General features: G+C 61.6%; 13 protein-coding genes. 5 read left to right on the forward strand and 8 right to left on the reverse strand.

Going from position 1 to position 18,038, the window contains the following annotated elements; genetic code table 11:
- The first annotated feature begins 11 nt into the window (after positions 1 to 11).
- Both AC1RMD_RS02030 and AC1RMD_RS02035 read left to right on the forward strand, forming a co-directional pair.
- Complete coding sequence (locus AC1RMD_RS02030; RefSeq protein WP_492923145.1) at positions 12 to 4,166, forward strand: RHS repeat-associated core domain-containing protein; 4,155 nt, start codon at positions 12 to 14, stop codon at positions 4,164 to 4,166.
- A gap of 13 nt (positions 4,167 to 4,179) precedes the next feature.
- On the forward strand, positions 4,180 to 4,491 hold the full coding sequence (locus AC1RMD_RS02035) for a hypothetical protein (protein ID WP_492923147.1): 312 nt from the start codon (positions 4,180 to 4,182) through the stop codon (positions 4,489 to 4,491).
- 54 nt (positions 4,492 to 4,545) lie between these two features.
- On the opposite strand, the gene AC1RMD_RS02040 is transcribed toward AC1RMD_RS02035, so the two are convergent.
- The 8 genes from AC1RMD_RS02040 to AC1RMD_RS02075 form a co-directional block, all read right to left on the reverse strand.
- Complete coding sequence (locus tag AC1RMD_RS02040; RefSeq protein WP_492923149.1) at positions 4,546 to 4,797, reverse strand: hypothetical protein; 252 nt, start codon at positions 4,795 to 4,797, stop codon at positions 4,546 to 4,548.
- A gap of 258 nt (positions 4,798 to 5,055) precedes the next feature.
- Positions 5,056 to 5,244 carry a hypothetical protein gene (locus AC1RMD_RS02045; RefSeq protein WP_492923151.1) on the reverse strand — a complete coding sequence of 63 codons (189 nt, stop codon included), beginning with the start codon at positions 5,242 to 5,244 and terminating at the stop codon, positions 5,056 to 5,058.
- Positions 5,245 to 5,378: 134 nt separating this feature from the next.
- Positions 5,379 to 5,618 (reverse strand): hypothetical protein, encoded by a 240-nt coding sequence (locus AC1RMD_RS02050; protein ID WP_492923153.1) that lies wholly within the window; start codon positions 5,616 to 5,618, stop codon positions 5,379 to 5,381.
- A gap of 151 nt (positions 5,619 to 5,769) precedes the next feature.
- Positions 5,770 to 7,194, reverse strand: coding sequence for a serine hydrolase (locus tag AC1RMD_RS02055; RefSeq protein ID WP_492923155.1), 1,425 nt, complete (start codon positions 7,192 to 7,194; stop codon positions 5,770 to 5,772).
- Positions 7,195 to 7,311: 117 nt separating this feature from the next.
- Positions 7,312 to 8,571, reverse strand: coding sequence for a TPR end-of-group domain-containing protein (locus AC1RMD_RS02060; protein WP_492923157.1), 1,260 nt, complete (start codon positions 8,569 to 8,571; stop codon positions 7,312 to 7,314).
- 115 nt (positions 8,572 to 8,686) lie between these two features.
- Positions 8,687 to 9,424, reverse strand: coding sequence for a hypothetical protein (locus AC1RMD_RS02065; protein WP_492923159.1), 738 nt, complete (start codon positions 9,422 to 9,424; stop codon positions 8,687 to 8,689).
- 134 nt (positions 9,425 to 9,558) lie between these two features.
- Positions 9,559 to 10,065 carry a hypothetical protein gene (locus AC1RMD_RS02070; RefSeq protein WP_492923161.1) on the reverse strand — a complete coding sequence of 169 codons (507 nt, stop codon included), beginning with the start codon at positions 10,063 to 10,065 and terminating at the stop codon, positions 9,559 to 9,561.
- Positions 10,066 to 10,116: 51 nt separating this feature from the next.
- Positions 10,117 to 11,067, reverse strand: coding sequence for a LacI family DNA-binding transcriptional regulator (locus tag AC1RMD_RS02075; protein ID WP_492923163.1), 951 nt, complete (start codon positions 11,065 to 11,067; stop codon positions 10,117 to 10,119).
- Positions 11,068 to 11,365: 298 nt separating this feature from the next.
- On the opposite strand from AC1RMD_RS02075, the gene AC1RMD_RS02080 reads away from it, so the two are divergent.
- From AC1RMD_RS02080 to AC1RMD_RS02090, 3 genes are all read left to right on the forward strand, one after another.
- Positions 11,366 to 13,870: a TonB-dependent receptor domain-containing protein gene (locus AC1RMD_RS02080; RefSeq protein WP_492923165.1), complete on the forward strand. Its 2,505-nt coding sequence runs from the start codon at positions 11,366 to 11,368 to the stop codon at positions 13,868 to 13,870.
- 66 nt (positions 13,871 to 13,936) lie between these two features.
- Positions 13,937 to 15,958, forward strand: a complete 2,022-nt coding sequence (locus AC1RMD_RS02085; RefSeq protein WP_492923167.1) for a kojibiose hydrolase — start codon at positions 13,937 to 13,939, stop codon at positions 15,956 to 15,958.
- Between the two features lie 70 nt (positions 15,959 to 16,028).
- Positions 16,029 to 18,011, forward strand: coding sequence for a hypothetical protein (locus AC1RMD_RS02090; protein ID WP_492923169.1), 1,983 nt, complete (start codon positions 16,029 to 16,031; stop codon positions 18,009 to 18,011).
- Positions 18,012 to 18,038 lie beyond the last annotated feature (27 nt).

The raw sequence follows: 18,038 nt of genomic DNA on the forward strand, positions 1-18,038 counted from the left end.
AGGAGCTGATAATGAACTTTAAACGCGTGTGCACCGCCATGTTGGTTTTAATCGGAACGCTATCCACAGCTATTGTGTGGGCTGATGACGATACACCACCACCGCCACCAACTATGCCATCGGTAACAATTACTGCACCACGTCCGACAGATTCCGTCCTATCGCCAACAACACCAGGGGTCAACTTCGACAATTATCAAACTTTCCCGGGGGCGTACAACATCGGACCGAATCGGTCTCCTGATTCGAGGTGGGTCAGCGGGATCACCAACTCTGTTCCCCATGATTGCATGGACAACAAGCAGTCGCCCGTAACCTCCCACCCAGTCATTATTGCAACTGGTGAGAAGTATGTGGAGGAGAACGACTTTTCCGATAGCTCTATTGTGAATCTATCGATGGGGAGAACCTATCGTTCAACGCGGACATCGCGTGCTGCGCATTATTTCGGCCAGCGCTGGTTCTCCACGTTTGACTACCCTAATATTGAGCCCTCAACGCAGACGATTTACGACGGTCGTTATCCCAGTCTTGGCAATCAACCTGCATCTCTCACTGTCAGCCTTCCCGACGGCAGAACCTACAAATATGTCTACGCCGGCTTTCCGTACTACTATCCACTCTCTGGCGGTGGCGCCAGCTCTGCTGGGTACCTCAAAATGAACTGGGCCGCTGGAACTTACCAAGGTACCGCAAACCCCTACATCAATGTGGTCATCGGGTCCCGTACATATATTTATGATCCAGCTGGAAAAAATATCGTCCGCATCGACGATAACGGTGCGCCGCTCTACACCTACGCGGCAAGCAGCTCGGGCGTTACAATTACCGCGCGCAACGGTAAGTCGATTACGATGAACTGGACAGCGGGTTCCAAATATCTGGTTACCAGTGTGACGGACCCTGGGGGCGCCGTCTGGACTTATGGCTACGATTCAATCAGTAACCTCGTTAAAGTCACGCCGCCGTCCGGTACCGTAGGTGGCGTGCGCGAATATCTTTATGAGGACGCCTCTGATCCTGCCCTGTTAACCGGAATTAAACTTGATGGCGTGCGTATGACGACGTATAGCTACGATGCCAATCATCGGGTTACTCATAGTGGCTTTACTAACGGCGAAGAATTCGAGAACTTTGTCTATAGTACTTCGCCGATGTACACGGAAGTAACGGATCACCGTGGCCAAACCATACGCTATAACTATGTTACGTCCAGCGGCATCGCACAGCTTACGGGCACCAGTCGCTCTTCCAGTATCAGCTGTGTTGCCACCTCGTCGAGCCAAACTTATAGCTACGGATATCTCGATTCGACGACAGACTGGAACGGTAACCTCTCGACCTACACATACTCCTATGGTGGGCTGCTCGATACAGAAGTAACTGCAGCCAACACCTCATCGGCACTCACTCGCAAGACCACCTGGAACGGCGTCTATGAGGCAACCTCGACACTGTACAACGCACAAAGCCAAGCATTCTTTAAAAGCGAATATGAGTACAACGGCACGGGTCTCTCCACCGGGTTGGTGACCGCAGTGGTCGAGACCGATTTACTTACGAACGAAGTTCGTCGCACCAATTTTGGCTATACTTACGGTAGCAACAATGTATTGGCTTCGTACACCGAAACCCGCGTCCTTCCTGGTGGTAATGCCAGCACCGTCTATAACTATAACTCCCTCGGGTTTCTCACCTCCGTCGTCAACGCGCTAGGGCATACAACAACCTATTCCAACCATAACAACCGTGGTCAACCACAGACAGTTGTGGATGCAAACGGTTTGACGACTACGATAACCTACGATCCCGCGGGTAATTTATTGACGTCCACACAGACGGGTGGTCGTAAAACGACGTACACATATGATGGAAATCGCAAGGTAACATCTATTACATACCCGAGTGGCCAAGTGGCTCGCTTTCATTATAACTCCGCTGGTAGGTTGGATCAGGTGGGGAATGCCGCTTCTGAATATATTACATATCCAAAATCAGCTGCCGAGATCATCAACAACACCAGTACGTCGCATTCCACGCGTAATGCTCCCTCATTAAGTGGAACGACGCCAGTTGCAGGTTTTGCCGGCGAGTTTATTTCAAGTGAGACGAGTGACAGTCTGGGCCGTACCTGGGCCATTACTGGCAATAATAGTCAAGGTGTTGGTTATGCCTATGATGGCAACGGAAATATAAAGACCAGAAACGACAACCTCGGCCACGTCACCAGCTATGAGTATGATGCCCAGAATCGCCTGCATAAAGTAACTTCGCCGGACCTTGGTGTAACCACATACGATTATGACGGGGATGGGCATTTAGCAACGGTTACTGACCCACGTAATGTCGTTACGACGTTCACTTACAATGCATTTGGTCAAGTGAAGACCCGCACTAGTCCGGATACAGGGAAAACGACCTACACCTACGATACTGGTGGACGGATGCTCACCGAATGGACTGCAGAAAAGTTCTTCACTTATACTTGGGATGCGCTAGACAGACCCAAGACGCGAACAACAAGTGCCACGACGGAAACTTTCAGTTATGATAGTAGCACCTATGGAAAAGGGCGCCTGACAGGACTGAGCGATATAAGCGGAACGTCGACCTATACCTATGATATTTATGGATTCTTGACCACTCAAGTCAATGTCATTGGAGGTTCTAGCAATACCACCCAGTGGTCATACGACGCTGTAACCGGGCGTAAATCAACAATGACGTACCCAGGCGGAGTACTGCTGACATATGCATACGACACTTATGGTCGTTTATCGGGGATCTCAAGCAATGTTGCGAGTGCCACTGTACTCACCAATTCGTTCTTGCGTCAGCCGGCAACCAACAATCTTTATGCTTGGCGCTATGGAAATGGCTTGTCCCGTTTAATTACGTCTGATGCTGACCGCCGGGTTACCAAGCTAGATGGCGGCACCGTTCATAAGCTCACTTATGGATATACAACGAACGGAGATACAATTCAATCGATCACAGATGGGATATATCCGGTCCAGAGCGAAACAATCTTATATGATGCCAATAGTCGGCTGTCCTCTATTACCCGAAGTGGTGATAATCAATCTATTACTTGGGACGCCGCAGATAATCCGCTAACGATGAGTCGTGCCGGCGTTTCTAGTACGGTGTCCGTATCGCCAACGAGTAATCGCCTTATTTCTGTAAGTGGTGGAGTTTCTCGAACCTATGGTTATGACAACGTGGGCAACGTCACTTCGGATGGTGTGCACACCATCAGGTACGACGATTTCAATCGCACCCAGTACATGACGATGTCAGGTGTTACAACCGTCTACAATAGCAATTTGCTAAATCAGCGGGTTTTGAAGGGTGCTGTGCGCTACGTTTACGATGCCGGCGGACGGTTGATCTACGAAACCGGCGCACCAGCCACCAGTTATATATGGCAAGAGGACGATCTCATCGGAATTGTGCGGAACGGCGCATTTTATGCACTGCATGCAGATCACCTTGGACGACCGGAAGTGCTTACAAACACATCGGGTGTCGTCGTTTGGCGTGCGAACAACACTGCATTTGATCGAACCGTAGTCGTTGACACTGTTGGTGGATTAAACATTGGCTTCCCTGGTCAATATTTTGATGTGGAGTCTGGGTTATGGTACAACTGGAATCGTTATTATGATCCTTCAACGAAACGTTATACCCAAAGTGATCCGATCGGGTTAGCTGGTGGAGTGAATACCTACGCATATGTGCTTGGTAACCCCGTTTCTTACATTGATTCGAGTGGACTAGATACATATTTGGTTAACAGGGACTTGCAAGTTTTTGGGAGTTCCGCACGGAGCATGTCAAATCCGATCACTCATACCTTTGTCGCTACCACTGACAGCGCTGGGGTTATCGACGGTACGTACAGCTGGGGAAATGATGCAAACTTGCGCGGATGGAATCTAAATCAACCACTCGATTTGAAGACCGCTCAGCAGGCATTGAAAGATAACCTAGCGAAGAAGGTTGGTGATTCCACATTGGACCCATTTGTTCGGTTGGCATTCGACACTATGAGCAATGCGGCTAATAAACATTCAAATGGAATCGTGAACAACAACTGCAAAACCGAGGCGGCGAAGCTATTGGATATGGCAAATCGTCTTCGTGTGAAAATCCCGGGTAAGTAGAAAGGAGTCGGTCATGAGTGAGCTTGGTATGATGTTCGGCGCTGTTAGTTTTACTCGTATCCTCGTTGCATCCGCCCTTATACTTTGTGCGTTGATTGGAGGATACCTCTGGGTTTTGCCGATGCTTGGAAAAAATAATGGAACCTACTTACCTTTGATAGTTGGATTGTTTTTTTTGTTTTCATATAACGGTTGGGTTTTTTATTCTGGATTTAAAGGAACAGCGCTGATAGGGATTATCCTCTCAATGGCTGTTGGTACCGCCACCGCAGGTGCGACTCTGCTTGTTTTTCTGGGATTTGTGCTGAATATACGTGGCTCGTGACGCGCCTAGCAGGTTGCTGATTTACCGCCTCGACAAGGCTGCCGATGAGTATGTTCACTCAACCTGATGGGTTTTGGCCCGATGTTGATCACGTAGCGTGCTGGACGGCTGGGTGACCCCCGCAAGGAACTTGAACAAACGCTCCTTTTGGGGGAGTCTTGGGTTTCTCACAACTTCAGACTGCCCGCAGTGTGCCATGCCATCCTTAACGACATCAAGTTTTTTCAGCAGTTGCTCCTGATCGACCAGGATCTGGCCGACCAGACTCGTCTTCTTGGTTGTCCCTGTGGCGGACCACTTCATCAAGCCCACTATCCACGCAAACCACGCAGCTGCCCAAGCGCTGTACGGTGTTGCGCGCCTCGCTCCCGTCGCACACTTTGCCACTCGCGGCATCGTAGCTTTTTGAGAGAAGATGGCCTTGATTCCCGCTTTGCCGTCGTAGTTTTTTCGACCCGAGCCACGCTGTCATCGTAGCGCCGGCCGAATTTGCGTTATAGCGGCGGCGGAAAAATGGGAGGCATATAGCCTCCCATCGTTGGTGCAATCAGTCCGACGAGTCGATCAGAACGGCGGATCGGCGCCGGTGCCTGCGGTGTTGGCCGCGCACACGGTCGCCGCCCGCAGCAAGGCGGCGATGTCGTCGCCATAGGCCTGGACCAGCAGGTCGCGCAGTTGGTCGAGCAGTTCGAGCAGGGTGAGCGCCTGCTCTGGCGGCAGGTGCAAGGCCAGAGGCAGGATGAGCATGTTCATGGCGCACTTCGTCGGACCGCCTGCTGCTTGACCAGTGCATCGTGCGAGCGCCAGTGCGGCTGCACCAGGGCGGCGTTGACGTGGCTGACGGAGCAGCTGCGCTGGCCGTCCATGCAGGCGGCCACCAGGCTGGCTTAGCACAGGTTCTGGCACAGGCGCAGGTTGCCTTGCACGGCGCGGGCAATGACCTGCAAGGCGCCTTCGTCGAAGGTGTGCGCGCCCAGTCCGACGGCGGCCAGTTCGGCGGTGATGAAGGCGGCCAGGTCGATATCGTTCAGGGGCAGCAATTGCTGGGAGTAGCTGATGCGGCTCTTGATGTCCTCGTTGCACAGCAAGGTCAGGCGCTGCATCAGCTCGGGATGGCCCAGGAGCACCAGGTGTTGACGCTGGTCGAAAATTGACCGGTGGGTCAGTTTTCAATCAGCGCCAACACTAAAGCTACTCTTGTTAAATCAAGTACTTCGCTCCAAGCGGCCCGAGCAACTTTATTTACTCTCGTCAGGTCCGATTGCTGGCGCGCTGTATTCAGCGCGCCAGCACCTCCAGGCGCTTGGCCGCGTTGCGGTTTTCCGGGTTTAACGCGAGCGAGCGCTGGTAGTGCCGGATGGCCGCCGCCGTATCCCGATCCGCCTCGTACGCCTCGGCCAGGCTGTCGTGCGCGTTGGCATTGTCGGGATAGCGTTGCGCCGCCAGGGCCAGCACGGCGACGGCCGCCTTGTTTTGCTGCTTGGCCAGTAAACGATAGCCCCAGCTGTTCAGATCGTTCTGCGACGGCTGCGCAACGCCATCGCGAGCCATCACTTGCGCCAGCTCCCGCGTGATGTCGCCATAGCCGGATACCTCCAGGCGCTGGCGCAAGCGATAGGCGGCATAGCCGCCGCCGCCAACCTGCCGTAGCGCCGCCACGTAAAATCCCGCCACGGTGTCGATCAGCTGCTCCGGCTGCGAGCCGGCCAGGTTGGTCAGGATGATGATCGCCAGGTCGTCGTCGGGATAGATATAAAACGCCGAGCGTCCGCCGCCGATGCCGGCGACCGCCCGATGTTCCGCGCGCCGGATGGTGGGCCAGCCCATTGCCCATGGCGCCGGCCGTCCATCCGACAAGGAGGTCGGCAACCAAAGCTGCTTCAGGCTGGCGGGCTTGATCAGGCGACCCTGTTGCAAGGCCGCGATCCACAGGCGCAGGTCCTGGACGTTGGTGTTGATCCCCGCCCCTGCCCGCGTGTACTGCGGGAAGTCTTCGATCACGTTCTTCAGTGTCTGGCCGTCGCCCGCCAGGCGGTAGGAGCTGGCCTTGTTGCGGATCACATCCAGGCTATCGCCGAAGCTGCTGTTGGGCATGCCCGCTACATCGAACTGCCGGTGTTGAATGAAGGCCGTGAACGGCTCGCCGCCCAACAGCTCGATGATCTTCGCCAGCAGCACGTAGTTGGTCTGGTTGTAGCTGAAGCGCTGGCCCGGTGCCGATTCCATCGGTAGCGCTTGCACAGCTTTCCAGGCCGCGTCGGCGCCGCCCGGCAGCAGGTTCGACGTCTGTGGATCGATGATGTCGGGCAGGCCGGACGTGTGGTTCAGCAATTGCGCCACCGTGATGCCTTGCCACGCGGCCGGCAAGTCCTGCAGATAGCGTGCGGCGGGCGCCTGCAAATCGATTTTCCCCTGTTCCACCAATTGCATGATGGCGACGCCGGTAAAGGACTTGGTGGCCGAATTGATGGAGAACACGCTGCGCTCGGTCACCGGCAGGCCGTACTGCAGGTTGGCGGTGCCAAACACCTTCGACAGCACCGTCTTGCCGTTCTTAATCACCATGATTTGCAGCCCCGGGATCTGCCGCTCTTTCATTTCGCTTTGAATGAAGGTGATCACGCCGTCGTTGGCCGGTGCGGCGGCGCCGGCAAGCGTAGTCGTCAATATCGCGAAGCAGAATCCCAGTGCGCGTAATGTCATCGTCTCTCTCTGTCGTTGGCGATCGCGGAGTGCGAGCTGGGGCAAGCGTAGCTCAACTAGAACAAATAGTCTAGAAATATTCTTCTACTTCCTTGCCCCACCGCGTTTCCGCCGCCGCTATTGCGGCGCTCGGTAACCGCTGTCGGCCAGCAGGCGCTCGAAGTCCTTGGCGTTGAGGATGTCGACGATCGCTTGCTTTTTGTCCTTGGCGTTCTGGTAGTAGGCCTGGCAGATGCGGAAACCCATGAAGTAGCCGAGGTCGGCCGGACGTCCGCTCGCCTCGTTGGCGCCGCCGTACAGCCATTTGCTCAGGTCGCTGCCCCGCATGGCGGCGAAGAATTCCTGCTTCAGTTCCGCCTCGTGCGCGTAGCCGTAGGTATAGAGCTTTTCGTTGAAGTTGCCTTGGACGACCAGCGAGGCCACGAAGTCGGCGCCGCCTTCCTTGATGGCGTGGCCCAGCAGATTGTGCGGCGACATCTTTTGCTGGAAGTGCATCAGCTCGTGGGTAACCAGCGACGGCATCAGCGCAAAGGAATTGATGCCGTTCTTGTGCCACGGCGTCAGTTCGTCGGTCGGCACGCCCGGCGCCATGGTGAACATTTCAGTGCCGATCAGCAGGCCGTCCTGCGAGGCGGTGCCGCCGGAATTCATGGTGCCGATCAGGAAGTACACATCGGGAAAGGTCGCCTTGTCGTACATGCCCTTGAACTTGCGCATCGCCGCGCGCACCGCAGGTTCCGACTGGCTCACTTGCAGCGTCAGCGGACGGATCGCCGCGTAGTATTTGGGCCGCTTGTTGATGGTGGCGTACAGGTTGGCGCCGCTGACGATGCGGTGCGCGATAAAGCCCTGCAGGCCGACGCTGCCGGCGTCCAGGTACTGCTGGTCGAGCAACTGCGCCGGCGCGCTGGAGGCCGGCAGTAGCTCGTAGACTTTCCAGAAGCGGTCGATATCGCTGGTGATGAATTTGAATTGGCCGGGATCCGCGTGCGCGGCCCGGTAGGCCTCTTCGTTGGCGACGGCGCGCTTGACGATGGCCGGCCAGCGCGGATTGCCGCGCAAGGGCTCAAGGTCGGGGTCTTCTTCGAGCAGGTCGGCCAGGCGCATGCCTTCGGCCACGCCGCGTTCCAGCGCGGCCAGCGCCTCCGCGTGGTTGCCGGCTTTGAGGTAGGCCTCGGCCAGCGAGTACATCAGCGTGGCGTCGCGATAACCGCCGTCGCGCGCGGCGCGATAGCCGCCGATCGCCGCCGCGTAGTCCTTCTTTTCCAGCGCGGTGCCGGCGGCGTTGGCCAGCTGGCGCGGCGATTGCTGCGCCAGCGCCGCGCTCATGGCGGTGGACAGGCACAGGGTCGCGCCCAGCAAGGTGCTTAGTTTCATCAGGTGTCTCCTTGGATTTGGAGGCGCCATGATAATTGGTTAAACCACAAGATAGAAGCCGCGACGACACACTGCAATTTGGCGGGAACAGAATGCCGAAAAGCCGGCACGAGCGTTACTTTTTCTCCAGGCTCGCTTCCGGATACTCGCGCTCGATCTCCTTGATGATCTCGGTGCCCAGCGCCGCGTAGGCGCGGTAGCGGTCGTACAGTTGCGGATAGGCGATCTGGTTGCGCAGCAGGCGCTTGCCCTTGGGGGCAACCACCAGCCGGTAGCGTTCCGCGAGCGTGTCGTCGCCGACCATCGCGTCTTCCAGGTAAGCGCGGTATTTTTCCTGGCTGCTCGCCCAGCCGCGTTCGGAGGACTTGATGCCTACCGTGGCGGATTCATACAGGCTTAGTATTTTTTCCAGCAAAGCCTCATTTTCAATATGGGTCAGCTTGCCGGAGGACTTGAAGCCCTGATAGCGGCTGAGCACCGGATTGAAGAAGATATTGTTGTTGGCGAGGCTGTAGCTTGCCTCGAACTTTTCCGCGACGGGCGCGCTGCGCGGGTCGAGCTTGCTGAGGTAGTCGAAGTTGGCGTCGAAGCTGCGGTAGGCGGCGCTGAGCTCGGTGGTGGCCTGGATGTCGTTGGCGATGTCGTGCCGCAGTCCCAGCAGGAAGGTCCGCACTTGCTGCTGCTCGTGGCGGTGCTCGCTCAGGCTGTGCAGCCAGATGCTGAGGCTGACGGCGAACACGATGGTAATGATTTCCAGCGCCATCTCGCCCAGCTTGTGGCCCCAGCCATGTTCGTTCTTGTCAAACAGTCGTACCACTTTCTTGGTGTGCTTCGCTATTTCCTGTTCCGCCATGATGTTCCGTAGTTGAAAAATTGAGTAGCTGAAACTATAACGCATGGCAGCGCGGCGGCGTAAAAAAACCCGCCGGCACTGAGCGCGATCTTGAGCGCGTTCAGGCCGGCGGGTTGCTTGCTGCGAGGGCGGTGTTACTGTCCGCCGCAGGCCACGGACGAACCGTCGCGCGAAGCCTGGCAGAACGGTGCCGCGCCGCCGCAGGCGACCTGGTGGCCGTCGGCCGAGTGCTCGCAGAACGGCGCCTTGCCGCCGCAAGCGACGTTCTGGCCATCGGCCGATTTCTCGCAAAACGGCGCGGCGCCGCCGCAGGCCACCATGCTGCCGTCCTTCGATTTGGCGCAGAACGGCGCCGCGCCGCCGCAGGCGACTTGCTTGCCGTCGGACGAGGTCTCGCAGAAACCGGCCTTGCCGCCGCAGGCGACCGCGCTGCCATCGGACGATTTCTGGCAGAACACGGCGGCGCTGCCGCAGGCCACCGACTTGCCGTCCGGCGAAGCCTGGCAAAACGGCGGGCCGCCGCCGTTGCCGCTGCCGCTGGACGGCGCCGGCCCGGACTGCGGCACGATGGCGACGCAGCCGGCGAATAGCAAGGTGGCAATCAAGGTCAAGCTGGTGCGTACTGCCTGCGAAATGCGCATGGCGATCCTCGGAGTGGTTGTTGATCTTTTGCTATTGTACGCGCCGGCGCATTACGCCGGCAGCGTACATACCGCGGTGGTGGCGCCCAGATGCAGGCGCACCGGCACCACGATTTCGCGCAGCGGTCCGCCGTCGATCAGCTGTTCGGCCAGGGTGATGGCTTCCACGGCGATGCGTTCGATGTCCTGCACCACCGTGGTCAACTCGTACGGCATGCCCGGCAAGCCGTCGAAGCCGATCACCGACACCTGCTGCGGCATCTGCAGACCCAGGTCTTCGAGCGCGCCGATGGCGCCTATCGCCATTTCGTCGCTGGCGCAGAACAAGGCGGTGAAGCGCAATCCGCCCTCCCATGCGCGCCGTACGGCGCGATAACCGCCCAACACCGAAAATTGCCCGTCCAGCTCCAGCTCCGGGCGCAGCGCGATGCCGGCCGCCGTCAGCGCCGTGCGGTAGCCGTGGCGGCGGTCGACGTCGGATTGCTGCGCGGTCGGCATGCCGACAAAGCCTATGGTCCGGTGCCCCAGTTCCAGCAGGCAGCGGGTGGCGGCCGCGCCGCCGCCGGCGTCGTCCGGCACGACAAAGGCGGCGTTCGGTTGATGTCCCAGCACCACCGCCGGCACCTTGCGTTGGGCCAACAGCGCCAGGCGTTCCTGCACCGCTTCGGTGTTATGCAGCAGCACCGCGTCCGGCAGGCGGGCATAGGTTTCCAGCGGCTCGCTCATCTCGACGAAGCGGGTGCCCCGTTCGCCGGCCACCTGCACCAGGGCGCGCCAGAACAAGGTGAAGTAGGGGCCGAAGCCGCCCTTGCTGAGGGAGATGCCGACGCTGTGGCGCGAACGCCGGCTCAATTCGCGCGCCGTCGGATCGGGCGAATAGCCGGAGGCGTCCATCGCGGCCAGGATGCGTTGACGGGTTTCTTCGGCCATGCGGCCCTTGCCGTTGAGGGCGCGGCTGACCGTGCCCTTGGACAAGCCGAGATTCAATGCAAGTTGGTCCAACGTCATCTTCACTACGCTTCCCCCGGCCCTGGCATGGCATCCAAAAGCGGCATGATACCGCCATTTGCCGGTTTCGCCGCATGTGTTGCTAATTGCATCGTTGAAGCGGAATAAATTGCAAATAAGTTTGGAACGCTGCATAATTATTTCGTTGCGCAACCGGTTGCGCACATCAGAAGCACCGGTTGCTCAATCGATAATTTCGGAAAATGCCACAATCCGTCAGTGCCGATCACCAGCCATACCGCAGCGACCGCTTATACAGTTATAGTTAAAAAGATAATAGACGGAGACAAAAATGAAGAATCACAAGCGTTTTTTGCTGTCCACCATCACGCTGGCCGTTTGGGCGTTGACGCATCAAGTACAGGCGCAGGAAGGCGCCGCCGCCCCTGCCGCTGACAACGCCAGCGGCGCCGACCAGGGCCGGGCCGACGACAAGTTGAACCAGGTGGTGGTCACCGGCAGCACCTCGCTCAAGCGCACCGTGCGCGAAAGCTCGGTGGCCGTCACCAGCGCCGACCGCGCCGACCTCGACCGCAAGGCGCCGCGCAGCACCGCCAGCGCGCTGGAATTGATCCCCGGCATGATGGTCGAGGACTCCGGCGGCGAAGTGTCCAACAACTACACGGTGCGCGGCCTGGCCGGCGGCGGCCAGAACTTCGTCCAGCTGTCCGAGGACGGCTTGCCGGTGTTCTACCATCCGGGCCTGGCCGACACCGTCCTCAAGCAGGAATTGTCGATCGACCGCATGGAAGCGGTGCGCGGCGGCACCTCCGGCATCCTGACGGTCAACGGCGCCGGCGCCACCGTCAACTTCATCACGGCGCGCGCCAAGGATGCGCCGGAGGGCGCGATCCGCCTGACCGGCTCCGACTACGGCACCCGGCGCATCGACCTGCGCTACGGCGGCGCGCTCGGCAACGGCTGGTATGCCGGCTTCGGCGGCTTCTACCGCAACGCCGACTCGGTGCGCGACATCGGCTTCACCGCCGACCACGGCGGCCTGCTGCGCGCCTATGTGGGGCGCAAATGGGGCGACGGCGAATTCAGCGTCAACCTCAAGCTGGTCAACGACCACAACACCTTCCTGCTGCCGACCCCGTTCCAGAACCCGTCCAATCCGCAACCGGTGCCCGGCTTCAACGGCAACTACGGCACCTTGCTGAGCGCCGACAACGGCGTCCAGGCCGGCCGCAATTCCAACGGCGTCCAGACCAACGACCTGACCGACGGCGTCGCCACCAAGTCGACCTCGATCGGCTACAACTTCGAACAGCGCCTGAACGACGCCTTCACGGTGCGCTCCAAAGGCCGCTACACCGACTTCAAGAACGACTTCAACGCGGTGTTCACCTTCGACAACAACAGCATGCGCTCGGCCGCCAACCGCCTGAACCCGGCCACCAACAGCGACATCAAGGCCATGCTGGCGCGCTTCCCCGGCACCACGGCGGCCATCCGCGGCGTGGCCAGCGGCACCGTGTATGCCGGCGCCAATCTCGCCAACGTCAGCGGCAACGGCCTGCTGACGGACAATATCTCGGCCAAGAACCGCGCCTACCGCCAGAACTTCGTCAACGACCTGAGCGTCACCTGGAGCGCGGCCGGCAACAGCCTGACCGCCGGCCTGCTGACCATCGACCAGGATGAGCAGGGCGGCAACGACGGCAACACCCGCTTCCTGGGCGAGGTGAGGAACAACCCGGCCCGCCTCGACATCGTCGCCATCGACGGCGCCGGCAAGGTGGTCGGCCAGCTGACCGACAAGGGCGTGTTGGAATACAACCCGTGGGGCGTGGGCTTGAGCCGCTCCTCGCTGTCGTCGCAGAACCTGTACCTGAACGACGAGTACCAGTTCAACGAGCGCCTGCGGGTGGACGCCGGCATGCGCCTGGAGCACTTCCGCTATCGCGCCTGGCGTCCGCAGGGCTCGACCGTGGCGATCCCGGGATCGAGCAAGCCGGACGGCAGCGACGCCGACAACATCATGGTCAACAACACCATGCCGGCCTTTAACGGCCAGTACGACTACGTCGACAAGGGCGCCGCCAACCACAGCTCGGCCACGGCCGGCGCCAACTACCTGATCAACGACAATCTGGCGGCCTACGCGCGCTATTCGAAAAGCTACCAGGCCAACAACGAGAATCCGGTGACCCGCATCAGCTTCGGCGAACTCGGTGCTCGTTACCAGCGGCGCGGCTTCTCCGCCTCGCTGACGGCGTTCCGCACCAACTTCAAGAACTACCAGTTCAGCCGCCTGCTCGAGGGCGACAGCCTGGAAACCAAGATTGGCGGCGACATCATCGTCAACGGCCTGGAGTACGAGCTGCAATGGAAGCCCTTGCGCTACGCCCGGGTCAACCTGACCGGCGTGGTGCAGAAGTCGTCGATGAACATCAAGAGCGTCAGCGGGCCGTCGGCCTCGACCATCAACACCGCCAACCTGGGCTCGCATCCCGAGCGCTCGCCGGACCAGAACTACACCATTACGCCGGCCCTGCTGCTGCCGGATAACAAGGGCGAGGTCTATCTGTCGTACCACCAGGTCGGCAAGCGCTACGCCGACGCCGCCAACTCCTTCGTGCTGCCGGCCTACCATACGGTGGACCTGGGCGCGAGCTACCAGTTGACGCCGACGCTGGCGCTGAATGTGAGCGTGCAGAACCTGACCAACACCATCGGCCTGACCGAGGGCAATCCGCGCGCCGGATTCACCGAAGTCGCGGGCGGCAATTATTTCTTTGCCCGCGCCATCCTGGGCCGCAATATGCAGTTTAGCCTGACGGCATCGTTCTAAATGTGCGTCCTTGGCCGGCTGGCGTCCGCGTCAGCCGGTTTTTTTTCCAGGCGGAAGAATCCATCCATGATCAAATACCTCAGCATTGCAGCGTTGTTGCTCGGTTCGGCGGTTCAGGCCGGCGCACAGGACGATTGGACCATTGTCGCGTCCGCCATCGATCCGGCCCGCTACCACGGCGTGACGCTGGCCAATGGCGTGCTCGGCCTGGTGTCCTCGGCCGAACCGATGCAGATCGGCGAAGTGGTCCTCAACGGCGCCTTCGACACCTATGGCCGCGGCCGGGTCGACAACATCCTGAAGGGCTTCAACTTCATCAACGTCAAGCTCGACGTCGACGGCCAGCGCGCCGACGCCGCCCACGTGTCGGGCCTGCGGCAAACGTTGGACATGAAGCGGGCGCTGCTGGTTACCGAGTTCGACCTCAAGGACCAGGTCCACGTCAGGCACAGCATCGCCGCCCTGCGCCAGCTGCCCTACACCGCGCTGGCCACGGTGGAGATCACGGCGCGGCGCGATACCACGGTCACGCCGTCGGCGCTGATCGCGGCGCCCGACATCCTGCGCGACGTCAAGAACCTGTACGCCCAGATCGACCGGCCGCACGCGCGCATTCCGCTCATGAGCTCGGTGGGCAAGAGCCCGTCGGGCCGGCACACCGTCGCCGCCGCCGTCAGCTTCATCTTCGAGCCCGGCGTCCAGCCGGAGCTGGTGCACGAGGACGGCGACTACAACAGCCATGCGACCAAATTCAGCCGTAAGCTCAAGGCCGGCGAGACGCTGCGTTTCTCGGTGGTCGGATCGATGCTGAGCTCGGCCCACCTGGCCGACCCGCACAACGAGGCCGAGCGCCTGACCGTGTACGCCGCGCTGCAGGGGCGCGAGCGGCTGATGGCGGCCCACCTGCGGGCCTGGGAACAGCTATGGCGCAGCGACATCGTCATCGACGGCGATCCGCAAACCCAGCGCGACATGCGCCTGGCGCTGTACCACCTGTACTCGTTCGCGCGCGAAGGCACGGCCTTCAGCCTGTCGCCGATGGGCTTGTCCGGGCTGGGTTACAACGGCCATGTGTTCTGGGACGCCGAGCTGTGGATGTTGCCGCCGCTGCTGGCGCTCCAGCCCGAGCTGGCCAAGTCGATGCTCGAATACCGATTCCAGCGCCTCGGCGCGGCGCGCGAGAATGCGCGCAACCACGGCTACCGGGGCGCCATGTTCCCCTGGGAGTCGGCCAGCGAAGGCCATGAAGTCACGCCGGTGCCGGCGCTGACCGGACCGTTCCAGCAGCACATCACCGGCTGCGTCGGCTGGGCCTTCTGGAAGTACTATCAGGTCACCCACGACAAGCAGTGGCTGCGGGAGCGCGGCTATCCGATGCTGAAGGAAGTGGCCGACTTCTGGGCCAGCCGGGTCGAACGCCAGGGGCCGGGCCGTTACGAGATCAACAACGTGATCGGCGCCAACGAATGGCAGGAGAACATCGACAACAACGCCTTCACCAACGGCATGGCGATCACCGTGTTGCGCTATGCCGGCCAGGCCGCGCGCGAACTGGGCATCGCGCCCGATCCCGACTGGGAGCTGGTGGCCGCCAACATCCCCATCCTGCGTTTCGCCGACGGCACCACCCGCGAGAACGCCAGCTACGACGGCGTGCCGATCAAGCAAGCCGACGTCAACCTGCTGGCCTATCCGCTGGCGATCGTCAGCGACCCGGCCCGCATCGCCCAGGACCTGGCCTACTATGCGCCACGGCTGGCGCCGGAAGGTCCGGCCATGGGGCTGTCCATCGTCGCCACGCTGCACGCGCGCGCCGGCCAGACCGAGCAGGCGTACCAGGCCTTCCAGCGCAGCTACCAGGGCCTGCGCCTGGCGCCGTTCGGCGTGCTGGAAGAATACCCCGGCGGCGGCAACCCGTATTTCGCGACCGGCGCCGGCGGCACCCTGCAAGCCCTGCTGTTTGGCCTGGGCGGCTTGCACATCGACGACCAGGGCATAGGCCAGCGCAAGACCGCGCTGCCCAAGCGCTGGACCAAGCTGGAAATACGCGGTGTCGGCATCGACCGCGCGACCTTTACCCTGCCCTAGGCCCGGCATTTATTTTTCCGGCCGGCGTGCGCGCCGGCCGATTTTCCCCACCCGTTTTTGGAACCCCCCGATGGAACAGATCCACCCGCTGCCCGACCCCGCCGAACCCGCCCTGCGCTTCTCGCTGCCGGAGGGCTTGGTCGCCAATGAATTCCTGCGCCAGGGAGCGGTCGCCGCCCACCTGCTGCTGAGCTCCGGCATGGAGCCGCGCCTGTTGGCCGCCTTCCCGGCCGGCAACAGCGCCACCGGCCTGTGGTTCAAGCCGGACGGCGCGCCGCTGCAATGGAGCGGCGCCGCGCAGATACAGGCGGTGCAGGGCGGCGACGACCAGGGCCGCCCGCTGTACGGCATCGCCACCGAGATCGCGGTCGACCGCGCCATGCTGACCGTCGACGGCGCCGTGCTCAGTTCGGCGCGCGTGCTGCGCGACTACCAGCACGACCGGCGCCTGCCGCTGGGCCTGCACAACGCCATCGACTTCACGGCCGACAGCGTGCGCTGGTCGCGCGACCGCCTGGACGGCGCCGCCGGCTACGCCATCGGGCTGGACGTGCTGAACGGCCGGGTCGACACCGACGCCCACGGCCGCATCACCCTGAGCGCGGCGGCCGGCCAGAGCCTGCGTTTGCGGCTGACCACGCTGTCCGGCGAGACCGCGCTGCAGCCGCTGCCGCCCGCCCAGCTGTTGCGCGACCCGGCGGCCGGCACCCTGCGCGCGCGCCAGAGCCTGGCCTTCCTCAGCTACCGCGACAAGCTGCTGGCCGGCTCGTGGCGCTTCAACACCTATTTCGGGCGCGACACGCTGATGTCGCTGCTGCTGCTGATGCCGGCGCTGACGCCGCAGGCCGTCGAAGCCGGGCTGGGGTCGGTGCTGGACCGGCTCGACCCGCACGGCGCCGTCGCCCACGAGGAAGACATCGGCGAGTGCGCGCTGCTGCACGGCGGCGGCGGCGCCCCGCTGTACGACTACAAGATGGTCGACGACGATTTCATGCTGGCGCCGGTGGCCATGGCCTATCTGCTGGAGCCGGCCGGCGGCGCGGCGCGCGCGGCGCAGTGGCTGGCCGGAGCCGGCGCCGACGGCCAGCCGCGCGGCGTCGCGCTGAGCCGCAATTTCCGCCTGGTGCAGCAGCTGGCCGGCGCCTATGCGCGGCGGCCGGGCATCGCCACGCTGATCCACCTGAAACCCGGCCATCCCACCGGCGACTGGCGCGACAGCGCGGACGGCCTGGGCGGCGGCGTCGTCTCGTACAACGTCAACGCCATCCTGGTGCCGGCCGCGCTGCGCGCCATCGCCGCGCTGCACGCCAGCGGCCTGCTGGCGCCCTACCTGGACGACGACGCCACGGCGGCCGCGCTGGCGCAGCTGTGGGAAGATCAGGTGCCCGGCTACTTCACGGTGCGCCGTGGCGCCGAGGCGGCGCGCGCCAGCGTGCGCGCCTGCGCCGCCGAACTGGGTGTCGACGCCGCGCCGGCGCTGGCCAGCCTGGCCGACGGCGAGCTGGCGTTCAACGCCATCGCGCTCGACGCCCAGGGCGCTCCGGTGCCGGTGCTGCATTCCGACCTGGGCTTCGCGCTGATGTTGCAACAGCCGCCGGCCGCACTGATCGAGCGCGAACTGGCGGCCGTCATGCGGCCCTTCCCGGCCGGACTGATGACCGGGGTCGGCATGCTGGTGGCCAACGGCGCCTATACCGACGCCGCGCTGCGGCCGCTGTTCGGACCGGACCGCTACCACGGCGCCGTGGTGTGGTCGTGGCAACAGGCGCTGCTGGCGGCCGGCCTGGCGCGACAACTGGCGCGCGGCGACTTGCCGGAGCGCACCCGCGCCTTGCTGGCCGAGGCGCAGCAGGCGCTGTGGGCGGTCATCCTGCCGACCCAGGCGCAGAGCAATTCCGAGCTGTGGTCGTGGACCTGGGCGGACGGCGGCTACCGCCTGCAGCCTTTCGGTCCGGGCGCCGCCACCGCCGACGAATCGAACGCGGTGCAGTTGTGGAGCACGGTCTACCTGGCGGTCCGGCCGCCGCTGGCCGCCAGTACAATGTCCGCGTAGCAGTGCGTCGCATGCCGCCCCCCACCA

Source organism: Duganella sp. GW822-FHT06D06, assembly GCF_058799615.1.